Source organism: Pleurocapsa sp. PCC 7319 (assembly GCF_000332195.1).
In the GTDB taxonomy this organism is placed as follows: Bacteria; Cyanobacteriota; Cyanobacteriia; order Cyanobacteriales; family Xenococcaceae; genus Waterburya.
Genome location: NZ_KB235922.1, coordinates 916235 through 929625, shown reverse-complemented (window position 1 = coordinate 929625; position 13391 = coordinate 916235). Strand labels below are relative to the sequence as shown.

General features: G+C 40.7%; 8 protein-coding genes. 7 read left to right on the top strand and 1 reads right to left on the bottom strand.

All coding sequences use genetic code 11. The features are described 5' to 3' along the window. Positions 1 to 220: 220 nt before the first annotated feature. Both PLEUR7319_RS0108350 and PLEUR7319_RS0108345 read left to right on the top strand, forming a co-directional pair. Positions 221 to 1891 carry an HlyD family efflux transporter periplasmic adaptor subunit gene (locus tag PLEUR7319_RS0108350; protein ID WP_019504764.1) on the top strand — a complete coding sequence of 557 codons (1671 nt, stop codon included), beginning with the start codon at positions 221 to 223 and terminating at the stop codon, positions 1889 to 1891. A 162-nt stretch (positions 1892 to 2053) separates the two neighbouring features. Further along, complete coding sequence (locus tag PLEUR7319_RS0108345) at positions 2054 to 2464, top strand: HetP family heterocyst commitment protein (RefSeq protein WP_019504763.1); 411 nt, start codon at positions 2054 to 2056, stop codon at positions 2462 to 2464. 75 nt (positions 2465 to 2539) lie between these two features. On the opposite strand, the gene PLEUR7319_RS0108340 is transcribed toward PLEUR7319_RS0108345, so the two are convergent. Beyond that, entirely contained in the window at positions 2540 to 3307 is a 768-nt protein-coding gene (locus tag PLEUR7319_RS0108340; protein ID WP_144054273.1) for a peptidylprolyl isomerase, read from the bottom strand. Positions 3308 to 3970: 663 nt separating this feature from the next. On the opposite strand from PLEUR7319_RS0108340, the gene PLEUR7319_RS0108335 reads away from it, so the two are divergent. The 5 genes from PLEUR7319_RS0108335 to PLEUR7319_RS43280 all read left to right on the top strand — a co-directional run bounded on the left by PLEUR7319_RS0108335 (position 3971) and on the right by PLEUR7319_RS43280 (position 13377). Beyond that, entirely contained in the window at positions 3971 to 4270 is a 300-nt protein-coding gene (locus tag PLEUR7319_RS0108335; RefSeq protein WP_144054272.1) for a hypothetical protein, read from the top strand. Between the two features lie 389 nt (positions 4271 to 4659). Further along, positions 4660 to 5430 carry a calcium-binding protein gene (locus PLEUR7319_RS34605; RefSeq protein WP_019504760.1) on the top strand — a complete coding sequence of 257 codons (771 nt, stop codon included), beginning with the start codon at positions 4660 to 4662 and terminating at the stop codon, positions 5428 to 5430. Between the two features lie 129 nt (positions 5431 to 5559). After that, positions 5560 to 10398 carry a tetratricopeptide repeat protein gene (locus tag PLEUR7319_RS37920; RefSeq protein WP_019504759.1) on the top strand — a complete coding sequence of 1613 codons (4839 nt, stop codon included), beginning with the start codon at positions 5560 to 5562 and terminating at the stop codon, positions 10396 to 10398. Between the two features lie 23 nt (positions 10399 to 10421). Next, positions 10422 to 11747, top strand: coding sequence for a hypothetical protein (locus PLEUR7319_RS0108315; RefSeq protein WP_019504758.1), 1326 nt, complete (start codon positions 10422 to 10424; stop codon positions 11745 to 11747). 64 nt (positions 11748 to 11811) lie between these two features. Continuing rightward, positions 11812 to 13377, top strand: a complete 1566-nt coding sequence (locus tag PLEUR7319_RS43280) for a tetratricopeptide repeat protein (RefSeq protein WP_019504757.1) — start codon at positions 11812 to 11814, stop codon at positions 13375 to 13377. Positions 13378 to 13391 lie beyond the last annotated feature (14 nt).

Sequence of the window (13391 nt, the reverse complement as noted above, 5' to 3'; positions counted from 1 at the left end):
ATTCTCGCTTTTGATTGCTGGAGCTACTGGCACCCCAAAAGTCTACTTTTTCTTTAAAAAAACTCATATTGAAATTATGTATAAAGCAACTGGTTGCTCACTGTCTATAGTCTTGGCAGCGTTTGTCTGAGCCCCAAATAACTTTCGATGAACAGTCCTTTGATATGTATTAAGACTATAGATTAAGGCTATGAAATTCTTTAAACAGACTAAGACTATCATGCCACGTAAATTAAATACCGAGGTATCTAATGATACAGATAATTCTTATAATGTTGATTCATCAAATCATGCGGTGCCCAATCGGTCTGATTTATCGGAGAACAGCAGTGCTTTAAGACCGCCTCGAAAATCATCAGCTGAAATAACTTCGGTCGCTCAGGATCGAGCCATAACATTAGCCTCGGATTCTTGGAATCTCAACCCCTCAAAAGCTTCCTCTACTGAGATCGTGCGTTGGTCTACCTCGGTGCATACCTTGTTAGATCAACCACCATCAGTACTCCCGCAACGTATCATCCTGGGGGGAACGGTTTTTTTCTTTGCCTTTGTTGCCTGGGCTTGGTTTGGTCAAATTGAACAAATAGGAAAAGCTTATGGAAAATTAATCCCAGAAGGAGAAACATATAAAATTCAGCCCGTTGAGTTAGGTAAAGTAATTGAGGTTACTGTCGAGGAGGGGCAAGAAGTCAAGGCAGGACAAGTGTTGGTGGAATTAGATACGGAATTAGCTAATAAGGAAGTTGAGCGAATTGAGCAAATGCTTCACGCTTACCGAATGGAATTAAGTCAAAAACAAGATTTACTCGCTAAAGCAACCTTAGAATCTCAAACTAATGCGACCATAGCGGCGGCGGCTTCCTCAGCTCATCGTTCGGCGATCGCCCTAGAACGGGAAAAAGCCCAAACTATTCGCCGCTTACTTGCCCAACAAGACATAGAAGGAGAAGCTTATCGACAAAGACAAACTAGGTTAAGCCCCACTTCCCAAATTGCCCAAGAAAGACTTAACCAACTTCAAGCTCAAATCGGCTATTATCAAGAGCGAGTTGAACGAATAAAACCTTTAGTAGAACAGGGAGCAATTTCCCAAGAATTTCTGTTCCAAGCCGAGCAAGAATTGCGCCAGACGCAACAGCAAATCCCTCAAAGCCAATTACAAGATGTAAATAATGTTAGCGAACAAATATTTCAAGCCGATCAGGCACTGCGAGATATAGAAGCTCGCATAACTCAACAGCAAGGAGAACTTGCTTCAACTGTCCAAGAAATCGGACGTCTTCAGATAGAGTTAGCCCAAAAACAAGCAGAAGAACAAAGGGTTAAACTAGAAGCTCAACAGAGAATTAAGCAATTTGAACTGGAGATCGCCGAACTAAAAGGGAAAATTGCCGAGACTCAAACTTTGCTCGCTAGTGCCCAAACCAAAGTCAATCAAAAATATTTTAAAGCTCCAGTAAATGGTATTGTCTCATCCCTAGAAATCAAACAACCCGGCAGAGTCGTTCAAGCTGGTGAAACTGTAGCTGAAATAGCTCCCCAAGAATCTTCCCTAATTCTTTCAGCAATGTTACCTAACGAAAAAGCAGGATTGGTGAAGGAAGGAATGCCAGTACAAGTGAAATTAGATGCTTATCCCTTTCAAGATTATGGCATTATCCCCGGCAAAGTAACTTTTATCTCTGCCGATTCTAAATCTGACCAGCAGTTAGGAGAAGTTTATCAGGTAGAAATTATGCTTGAAAAAGATCATGTAATTGATAATCAGCAACCAATTAAGTTTAAAGCGGGTCAAACAGCTACTGCCGACATCATTATTCGCCGTCGTCGTATTCTAGACGTTGTGCTAGACCCGATCAGGCAGCTCAAAGACGATGGAATCAATATGTAAACATTTAGATGAATCGAATTATGCCAAACTTGCGTCACATAAATTCCTCACAATCTTGGTCTAGTTTAAAAAAAGTAGTTAAATCAACAAAAAAATGTAATTGAGAGTATTTCTTTAGATAGCAGATTCCGAAGAGAAGTTAATCAAAATAAGGAAAGAATTATGAATCAGCAGTTTTCTTACTCTAATAGTAAACTTGATAAAGCAATGACTACCGAACAATTTAATCAAGTTGTCGAGGCAATTTTAGCTGGGAAGTATTCTTGGGCTTGTGTCTTAATTCTCCGCTTTGCCGGATATAATCCACTACACTACATTCCCTACCGAACTTATAACCGATTGGTAAAAGACAACCGTCCAGCTAATCAGTCAAATCAGACTGATAAACGTTCTTTAGTTCGAGAAAGTTCATCTGTTCAATCTAGCCGCTCTCGTCCACGAAAGAATTGCCCCCAAATAAGCGACCTCAGCTATTTAGAGGTAGTCGATCAACAGCAATTAGCAGAAGAAGTACGTGGCTCAAGGGGAAACTGGTTTTATCCCTCCTATATCACTGTCGGAGAATTAGACTAAAGGAATCTCAAGATAGAACCGCTAAAAGTCATGTTGTAAAATAGCCCTTGAACAAACAAATTTAGAGACATTATTTCAGTTTTGCTGCTGATTGTAAAGCAGGTAATTTGATTCACTTTCTAACCATTCTTTAAATAACTTATTAATAATTTCCTGACGTTTTTCAGGGGTTAATTCAGCATGAATAAAGTCTTTTACTAAAAAGAGATGATACCCCAGGTCTGTTTGTAGCGGACCAAATACTTTTCTGACACTGGCACCAAAGACAGATGCTGCTACTTCTGGTTTAAGACTCCAGCGAGGAAGCTTGCCTTCATAGCCGCAGCGAAACCGACGTTCCTCATCGATATCATATAAGTGAGCTGCTTCGTAAAAACTAATTTCCTCTTCTTCAATTTGATAAAAGATTTCCTGAGCCAGTTGCTTATAGGGAACAACAATTTGATAGAGGATTACTCGATCAAAATCAAATCGAGTCTGAGCAAAATATTTTGCTACTTCTTTGTCGAATAAATGCGCAGCTAATTTTTTAGCTAGCAATCGAGAAGCAATACCTTGCTCCCACTCATCTACAGTTACCATCTGTTCCTCCAACCAGACTAAGGTGTCAGAGGCTTTTTCTAAACGCTTTTTGTGACGTATGTTTTCTGCTTCAGTTTGAACTTCTTCTGGTGTGACTGCAATTCCTCTTTCCGCTGCAGCTTTTTCAATTACTTTTCGATATATAACCTTCTGACAGATACTTTTGAGGAGCATCTCTTGTTTCAACAAATCAATAATTTCTTCTGGCATCATCGATGAGAAATTGCCTGTCAAGTAGGTCGGTCGGGGGTATACAAACATTGTGTGTTCATCTAAATAAGTGGCTTAGGGCAAAAATCCCTTTTCCGAGAGAATAGAAAGCTCTTGTGCCATTAGGAGTTGTCCAACAACAAGCTGCAATTCCCGTTTTAAGTTTTGCTAGATTGAACCAAAAAACTGAAGTTAATTTTGGGCAAGTCCTAAGGTCTGCGAGAGTATGTAAACATCATGCCATAACCTGTTTGAGTAGAAGTTGCCAAAATGGCAAGTAAGTTCTGCCAAATTCTGTTTTAGGTTATTACACTATGACAGTAGAGATGCCTAGATATTGAAAAGAAATAGGTTTTTTCTCCTTACCAATTAAAAGAACTTTACATAACGAGATTATCAACAAAATCTTAGGCGATCGCCTGATTATGGGCTCCTTTTACTAACATTTGTTACTTTTGTTGGTTTTCTTGTATGGGGAATTACTTGATTGATAAAAATCTGCCAAAATGGCAACATTTTTCAGAATCAACTCTAATTTAATCAAGCAAATTGTGCAGGCTTTTAGGTATTAATGATTAATTTTAGATTCTATTTTTTCTTTTTAATAAATCTGCCAAAATGGCAACCAGTTACTAATGTATTTGATTAAATTAATAAGTAAGCAAATAAACAAGATTGCTTAAAGCAACCAACTACAAACAAGAGGAAAAAACAATGATTATTTCCGATCTTAACTATTTGGAATCTGTAGAAGAAGAAATCTTTGGTGGTCAAGGAATTAACATCAATAGCAATTTCAACTTAGATAAAGATGTTGATGCTAACGTTGATGTCGACGAAACATTCAATAAAACAGTTGATCTTGACTTAGATGGTTTAGATGGAAACGGTGCTGAAGTACTTGGTACTGCCGATGCTCAAGGTAACAATACCTTCACTAGCATCATATTTGGTGTTCAAACCGAAGATGATGTGTCAGAATCCTTCGTAAATGCCAGTGCTTTTACTGCCTAAATAAGATTTCTAGTATGACCCCCGTAACCTCCAGTTTTTAGGAGGTTACAAATTATATTTTTGAGTTTTCGATGTAGTCAACTAGGAACTTGATTATTACTTCCTGTTAGGGTGAGTAACCGATACGAAAAGCATTTAAAAATCTTAGGGTTCAACAAATAGATATTTTATGCTCAATATTTTTAATTATGTTTACTATTAGTTTGTCACAAAAATTTTGACAGCTAATTATTTTCATGACACCCTATATTCTATGCCAAATTGTCAACATCATTCTGGCTAAGTACTAGGGTGTAGTTGCTGTTTTAGGATTCAAGAATATGAGTCTAGATGTTTATGAGCGATAAATTTTAAAATTTGAGAAAATAGCTTTTAAAAAATTAATTAAGATGGCTACTACACAAGAAATCTTAGACGAAATTAACGCCAAAATAGCTGATGTCCAAGCGAGAATAGGAGCTATCGGCAGCGATTTTCAAACTGGAACTGATGAAGGGGATGTTCTCTTTGGTTCGACGTTCAGTGATAGTTTTCTAGATGGTCTTGGTGAAGATGACCGACTTTTTGGGCGGTTTGGCGATGATGTCCTCAACGGAGGTGATGGCGATGACCTCATCGATGGCGGAAATGGTGACGACATTCTGGAGGGAAATGGCGGAGAAGACAATATCTTTGGGAAGTTAGGTGATGATTTCCTCGCTGGAGGGGCAGACAATGACCTTCTGGATGGGGGTTTAGGTGATGACCAACTCGATGGGGGGGATGGTGATGACCAATTAACTGGAGGTCCCGATAATGACGTTCTGCTTGGTGGCAACGGTCTTGACAGCCTTACAGGGGCTGGTGGTAATCAAACCGAGGGGTCCCCTCAACAAGATATCTTAATTGGTGGTTTACTTGATGATGCAGGTAATCCTGTGCCCGATGGTAGCTCCGATTTATTTGTGCTGGGAAATGACAATGGTTCTTTTTATACCAGTGCTGGCGATGAAGATTTTGCACTTATTTTGGGTTTTGAGGCTGGAGTGGATCAGCTCCAACTAAGTCCAGTAGGTAATTTTTCTCTATCGACCGCCGCCGCTTTTAGCCCAGTAGACACAATTATTTTTGATGGTGGCGATCGAGTGGCAATCATAGTTGGAGTAGATCTTACAGTGTAAGAAACTGACTAAAAAACCAACCTTTTAGGGGGGAACAGAAATAGGAATTTGACAGGAACTTCCCCTTAGAAAGCTTGTAAACGAGAAGTACAACTATTAAAGATAGGCTGTACTCAAAAAGAGATAGCCATGAATCAAAAAGAATTTTCAGAATCTAATCTTAAATCCTTGATCGAGATCGCGGTGCAAAAACATCAGCTAGGTCAATTGGATGAAGCTGAGTTGTTATATAAACAGGTATTACAAGTTCTAGCCCAATCTGTAAGCGAGCAAGATTCATTTCGTAGCCAATATCTGCCAATAGTAATTAGCAATTTGGGCAATATATTTGAGCAACAGGGTAAGTTAGAGTCCGCCGAAGAGTATTATCAACAAGCTTTAAAATTAAAACCTGACTATGCTGAAGCCTTTTACAACTTAGGTAATGTACTTGATAAGCAAGGTAAGTTAGAAGCAGCGAGCGCATCTTATCAGCAAGCTCTAAAGCTCAATCCCCAACTTGCTGAAGCTCATCACAACTTAGGTAATGTATTAAAACAACAGGGTAAGTTAGAAGCAGCGATCGCATCCTACCAGCAAGCCTTAAGGCTTAAACCAGACTATGCCCAGGCTCATCACAATTTGGGCAATATTTTCTTCAACCAAGGCAAACTAGAAGCAGCCTTAGAATCATATCAACAAGCCTTAAGGCTTAAACCAAACTATGCCCAGTCTCTTCACCAATCTGGCAATATCTATCTCCAACGGGGTAAGCCAGACACCGCTTTAAAATTCTACCAGCAAGTTTTAAAAATCAAACCTAACCATGCTGAGGCTCTTCACCAATCTGGCAATGCTCTCAAGCAATTGAAAAAGCTAGAGGCAGCCATCAAATGCTATCAGCAAGCTCTAGAAATTGAACCTGACCCTAACACTTACTTTAACTTAGGAAATATTTTCTTCAACCAAGGCAAACTAGAAGCAGCCATCGAATGCTATCAGCAAGCTTTAACCATCAATCCTGATTTTCCTCCAGCCAAATTAGGAATTGCGATCAATCAATTACCAATCATCTATTCAAGTGCTGCTGAAATAAACATTAGGCGAAATAGTTATCAGCAACATCTTCAGGAATTAGCTAACAACTATAAATCAGCCAATCCTCAACAACTAAAAAAAGCAGTGAAATCTGTCGGAGCATTACAGCCTTTTTTTCTAGCTTATCAAGGCTTAAATGATCGAGATTTACAACAAACCTATGGGGAAATGATGGTTCAGATTATGTCTAGTAGCTATCCCCAATGGAGCCAGCCTCTGACTATTCCCAATTTACAAGTCAATGAAAAAATTCGGCTTGGTTTTGTTTCCCGATTTTTCTGCAATCATTCTAATTGGAAAATCCCCATTAAAGGGTGGATCGAAAATCTGGATCGGAGTGAATTTGAACTATTTGCTTATCATACACACTTTAATCGAGATCGAAATACCTCAACGGCTGCGCAAGAGTTTGACCGATTTACTCAAGGTCCACACTCCCTCGAAGAATGGTGTCAATTAATTCGCCAAGATAATTTACATATCCTAATTTTTCCGGAATTTGGCATGGATCCGATGACGGTTAAACTAGGTTGTTTAAGACTTGCTCCGATTCAAATCACCTCTTGGGGACATCCTCAAACAAGTGGCTTGTCCACAATAGACTATTATTTGAGCAGCGACTTAATGGAGCCAGAAAATGCTCAAGAACACTATACAGAGAAGCTAGTTAGATTACCTAATTTATCTATTTATTACCAGCCTCTAGAGATTGAAATTGCGGCTATTGGCAAACAAGACATTGGCATTGCAGAGGACGAAATTATGTTCTGGTGTTGTCAATCGTTATTCAAATATTTACCGCAACATGATGATGTCTTTCCCAGAATTGCTCAGGATCTAGATCAATGCAAATTTGTCTTTATCCAAAATGAAAGTGAATCTATAACGGAAGTCTTTCGCCAAAGATTGAGCGATATTTTTCAGGAATTCGGTCTAAATTACCAAGACTACTGTCTATTTTTATCCCGTATGGACAGCAAGACATTTGCTAGCACAGCAGCCATCGCCGATGTTTTCCTCGATAGCATCGGTTGGTCGGGATGCAATTCCACCCTGGAAGCGATCGCTCATAATGTTCCTGTAGTCACTCTTCCAGGGGAATTGATGCGAGGTAGACATTCCCTGGCAATCCTGAAAATGATGGGCATTGAAGAAACTATTGCTGCGACGAAAGAAGATTATCTGCAAATTGCTGTCCGTCTGGGGCGAGATGCAGAATATCGCCGGCAAATATCCCAACAAGTCGCTGAGAATAAATACAAGTTATATCGTGACTTAAAACCAGTTAGAGCGCTGGAAGATTTTCTTTTGTGTAGATTGGGCAAAGAATCTAGAGTCAATCAATCCCAAAGTGATAATGGTATTGCATTAGAGGTACAATTTCTGCTCAACGAGGCTTTTGAGGAATGTAAGTTAGGTAAATTGTATGCAGCTGAATCTCTCTACAAACAAGTATTACAAATTCAGCCCGATAATATTAACGCTCAAGTCTCTTTAGCAGAGATATTTCAAAAGCAAAATAGATTAGATGCAACAATCGAAGCTTATCAAAAAGTTTTAACCCTAGCTCCAAATCGCTTAATAGCTAGCGCAGCTCACAACAGTTTAGGAAATTCCTTTCATACACTGGGTAACTTAGAAGCTGCTGTAGAATCTTACCAACAAGCCTCAGAAATAACACCAGACTTAGTTGATACCTACTACAATTTGGCAAATGTACTGGCTAAACAACTTAAATTAGAAGCTGCTATAGAGTCCTATCAAAAAGCCTTAGAAATCGCACCAGACTTAGTTGAGGCTAAATTCGGTATTTGTATGGCTCAGTTGCCTATTATTTATAAAAATTTTGCCGAAATAAATATTAGGCGCAATAATTATCAACAACATCTACAAGATTTATCAGCATATTACAAGCTAGCTAAGATCCAAGAATTAAAAAACGCGTCGGATGCGGTAGGTTCATTGCAGCCTTTTTATCTGGCTTATCAAGGCTTAAATGACCGAGGGCTACAGAAAACTTACGGGGAAATGCTGGTTCAGATCATGTCGAATTGCTATCCTCAATGGAGTCAAAACATTCCCCTACCAGATTTACAAGCGAACGAAAAGATTCGCATCGGTTTTGTTTCCAGATATTTTTACGAGCATTCTGTTTGGAAAATCCCCATGAAGGGTTGGGTAGAAAACCTGAATCGCAGTGAGTTTGAATTGTTTGGATATCACACTGACTTCCAAAGGGATCGAGAGACTTCCAGAATAGCAAAAGTATTCGACAAATTTATTCAAGGTCCCCAAACACTGAAAAAATGGGCTGATATCATTCAGAAAGACAAGTTACACATCCTAATTTTTCCTGAATTCGGGATGGATACTGCAACAGTGCGGTTGGGATGCCTCAAACTGGCTCCCGTTCAAATTGCCTTTGGAGGACACCCAGAAACGAGTGGACTACCAACCATTGATTATCACTTGAGCAGTGACTTAATGGAACCAGAAAATGCTCAGGAACATTATACAGAGAAGTTAGTAAGATTACCGAATCTGGCAATTCATTACACACCTTTAGCAATTGAACCGCAACCAACTAGTAAAAATGATATTGGCATTGCAGAAGACGAAATTATGTTCTGGAGTTGCCAATCCTTGTACAAATATTTACCGCAACATGATGATGTTTTTCCCAGAATTGCTCGAGATTTAGATAAATGCAAATTTGTCTTCATTCAACATCAAAATGAGGATGTAACGCAAGTCTTTCGCCAGCGCTTAAGCCGTGCTTTTGACCAATTCGGACTTAATTATCAAGATTACTGCATATTTTTACCTCGCTTAAATAGCAGTAAATTTGCGGGAATTACAGCCATAGCGGATGTCTTTCTAGATAACATTGGTTGGTCGGGAAATAACACAACGATGGAATCGACTGCATTCAATGTACCAATTGTCACCTATCCAGGGGAATTGATGCGAGGACGGCATGCCATGGCTATCCTGAAAATGATGGGGATTGAAGAGACGATCGCATCTAGTAAAGAAGATTACGTACAACTAGCTATTCGTCTGGGAAGAGATGCTCCATATCGTCAATACCTTTCCCAGCTAATTGCCCAAAACAAGCATAAATTATATGGCGACCTAGAGCCAATTCAAGCCTTAGAGGAGTTTTTACTACAAGCAGTTGGTAGAGAAAGAACCCCGGCAATCACTAACGTTGCCGAAACCTTACGGCTGGCAATCCAAGAACATCGAGCCAATCGTCTAGATCAAGCTAAACAAAGTTACCAGCAGGTTTTGTCAATCCAGCCAAACCATTCCGAGGCTTTGTATGGGTTAGGAATGCTGACACAGCAGCAAGGTAATTTCTCAGAGGCTGAGAAATTCTTAAGTACAGCCGCACAAGTGCAACCAGACTCAGTCAAAGTATGGTTTACTTTGGGTAATCTGCGTCAACTTCAGGGAAATTTCGCGGCAGCTCAGGCTGCTTATAAACGAGCCCTGATTCTGCGACCAGATGCAGCTTCAATTTACAATAATCTTGGCTATACCCTTCAGGAACAAAGTAAGTGGGAAGAGGCTATAACCTGCTATCAAAAGGCATTAAAGGTACAGCACAACTGCGTTGAAGCTGATGTCAACTTAGGTAATGCACTCCATGCCCAAGGTAAGCTCTCCCCAGAAAAACAAGCTCATTATGCAGAATTAAACCACAAATTGGGACTTAGCCGGATAAAAGCAGGAGATCTCGAAACTGCCGAGGTTTACTTGCAAAAAGCCTTAGAACTTAATCCCAATCACGCTCTAGCTTACAAAAGTTTGGGAGAGATTTACGAAAGTCAGCACAAGCTAAAGGAGGCAGAAGCAGTTTATCTGCAAAGTAATAAAAATATTTGAAAATTGAAGGAAGATAATTTGTTATGATTAGCGAGTTTATTGGCTTAAATAGAGTAGAGTTTACCAATGATTCTGATGTAATCAATCCTGGTAAAACAATCTTCAATCCCCGTTTTTCTGGTGTTCAAACATTAGAAGGTGACGATAAAATCATTGGTAATGACGAAATAAATGGTGATTTCGTTTTAGGAGTTTTCGTCGAGATTCCAGGTCAAAACTCCAACCCGACTGCCTCTGTCGATCTTAGTTCACAAGTCACTCTCCATGTCGATGGGATTCGGAATCAAGGAAGTATTCTGACCAATGGAGGGAGCGATGTCTTAGCAGGTACTGCAACAGCAAAAGTTTCTGCCGTTGCCGAGACTATGTCAGAAGCGATAGTTTATGCGAATACCTTAGATACCAGTGCGATCTCCAATATTGTTAATGCCGTTGACATTAAGGCTATTGCTAACGGCATTAACAACTCTGGCAGAATTGCCACGGGTGATGACAGTGACACCGTTGATGGCGATCTCGATGGTTCAATTGCCGCAGTTGCTACAGCTACAGTAGATGTCACAGCCATTATCGAAGAGATCTCTCAAGCACCCGTTTCTGACGGTCTCACAGCTTTTGTAGATGTCATAGCTGTCAGTATAGCCCAGGCAGAGATCATCGCCCGAGGTATTAATAATCAACAAGGCACAATTATTACCGGCGAAGGTGGAGATACTATTGGTGCTACCGCCACTTCTAGTTCGGCGACCTTGTCAGAAGCTAGCGCTTCCACTGTAGCCAGCGCCCCCGAGGAAAATCAAGCTTTAGCCGGGGCGATCGTCAATGCTTTAGCTGAAGCTTCTGACGAAGCGATCGCCATTGACAATAGTAACGGTTTGATTCTCATGGGAAAAATAGACGATGAGGATGAGGATAGAATAGAGGCTACCGCAGAAGCTTCTGGCAAAGCGATCGCGATCAAAAATATTGGCGGTGAGATTCGTACTGGAGACGGAAAAGATTTAATCACAGGTTTCGCTACAGGCAGCGAATCTTACGGAATTTTTGGTGGCGATATCCTGACTGGAGCAGGAGATGATCGGGTAGAAGCCTCTAGTTTTGGAGGTGGCGTCACCATCAATATGGGTCACGGAGCAGACTACGTTCAAGGTTTTGGTGACAGTACAGTGTATGGTGGTGCAGGTTTCGATACCCTCAGCCTTGGTGCTTACAGCAAAAGCGACTTTAGTATATATACTGAACATAATTTTACTGTTTTTAAGCTCGGTGACACCACCATGCAAACCAATGGATTTGATAATTACGTCTTTGCAGATGGAAATTATAGTAACGATCTGTTGATCAGTTAATGCTTTTTCTGTGACATTTTGCTTGGCTGATAGCTTTGTGGCAACTTTAAAGTAAAGATTGAAGATGACAGCAAATTCTCATCCCCTCCAACTTGCAGTTAAATATCATCAAGCCAATCGCCTAGCTCAAGCTGAGCAAATTTACAGTAAGATTCTGGAAGCCCAACCCAACCAACCAGATGCCTTATATGGCTTAGGCTTACTGGCACAGCAGCGAGGTAAGCATTCTGACGCTCTGAAGATTTTCCAAACCGTCCTTGGCATCCAGCCCAAGTCTTTCAAGACTTGGTTCAGCTTGGGTAATTTGCGTCAAGCTCAAGGGCAGTGGTCTGAAGCGGTATCAGCTTACCAACAAGCCTTAGCAATTCGTCCTCAGGAGGCAGCTATTTACAATAACCTGGGCTATGCTCTGAAGCAACAAGATCAATTAGATGAGGCGATCGCCTGCTATCAGAAAGCTTTAGAAATTCAGCCCAATTTAATTGAGGCAGAGGTAAATTTGGCAAACGCTCTTTACGCCCAAGGAAAGCTCGCTCCAGAAAAACAAACCCATTACGCCGAGGCTAACTACAACCTAGGTCAGACCCAGAAAAAAACCGGGAATTTAAATACTGCTATAGCTTACTATCGGCAGGCAATTTCTTTGCAGCCCAACTTAGCAGAAGCTCATTACAACTTGGGGATTGCTCTCCAAGAACAAGGCAAATTAGAGCAAGCTGTAGAGTCCTACCAGCAATCCCTAAGTCTCAAACCAGATTATGTTGAGGCTCATAACAGTTTAGGCAAAATACTTCAAGAACAGGGCAAGTTAGAAGAAGCAGTACATTACTATCAAGAAGCCTTAAAGCTCAAACCTGACTACGCTCAAGCTTATTCTAATTGGGTCAGCGCTCTCCACAAGATGAACTCCATAGGTATTTGGCAGCGGTTGAGCAATATTTGGCACAAGTCTGGTTTTTGGGGTGTCTTCTCTGAGGCTTGGAAGTTCTTTTGGATGCGTTTTGCTGGACTTAGTTACCTGGGACGAGTAGCTACGTGGCTGGCGACGTGGTTTGCTCGACCTTACTGGGGTCGCTGTCACTTAGCTTATTACCATCCACAAGGCTATATCGCTCCTAGTGCCCAGATCTGCCATCGAAATTTGCAATTCGGTGCTAATGTTTTCATTGACGAGAGGGTGACTATTTTTCAAGATCGCCATGGTGGTCAAGTAGAGCTAGGCGATCGCGTCTATCTATATGGCTATACTTATATACAAACTGGAAAGAACGGTACCGTGAAAATTGGTGCTGACACCCATATTCATCCTCGCTGTCAATTTTCCGCCTATAAGGCTTCGATTAAGATCGGCTGTAATGTTCATATTGCTACCAATTGCGCTTTCTATCCCTTCGATCACGGCATGGTACCAGGAAAACTGATGCACTTACAACCTTTAAAGACTAAGGGAGATATCATCGTGGACGACGGAGCTTGGATAGGATGTGGGGTAATCGTGTTAAATGGAGTACGAATTGGCAAGGGAGCTGTTGTTGGTGCAGGGGCTGTCGTGACTGAGGATATTCCTGATGGAGCGATCGCCGTAGGAGTTCCAGCTCGCGTTGTGAAATTACGTGCTGATTTAGCCTGAATTATTAGCCTGAC

Bases quoted from the DNA above. Each gene is read 5' to 3' on its own strand.
- PLEUR7319_RS37920 (WP_019504759.1), top strand. From the start codon at position 5,560: ATGAATCAAAAAGAATTTTCAGAATCTAATCTTAAATCCTTGATCGAG.
- PLEUR7319_RS43280 (WP_019504757.1), top strand. From the start codon at position 11,812: ATGACAGCAAATTCTCATCCCCTCCAACTTGCAGTTAAATATCATCAA.
- PLEUR7319_RS0108315 (WP_019504758.1), top strand. From the start codon at position 10,422: ATGATTAGCGAGTTTATTGGCTTAAATAGAGTAGAGTTTACCAATGAT.
- PLEUR7319_RS0108345 (WP_019504763.1), top strand. From the start codon at position 2,054: ATGAATCAGCAGTTTTCTTACTCTAATAGTAAACTTGATAAAGCAATG.
- PLEUR7319_RS0108350 (WP_019504764.1), top strand. From the start codon at position 221: ATGCCACGTAAATTAAATACCGAGGTATCTAATGATACAGATAATTCT.
- PLEUR7319_RS34605 (WP_019504760.1), top strand. From the start codon at position 4,660: ATGGCTACTACACAAGAAATCTTAGACGAAATTAACGCCAAAATAGCT.
- PLEUR7319_RS0108335 (WP_144054272.1), top strand. From the start codon at position 3,971: ATGATTATTTCCGATCTTAACTATTTGGAATCTGTAGAAGAAGAAATC.
- PLEUR7319_RS0108340 (WP_144054273.1), bottom strand. From the start codon at position 3,307: ATGTTTGTATACCCCCGACCGACCTACTTGACAGGCAATTTCTCATCG.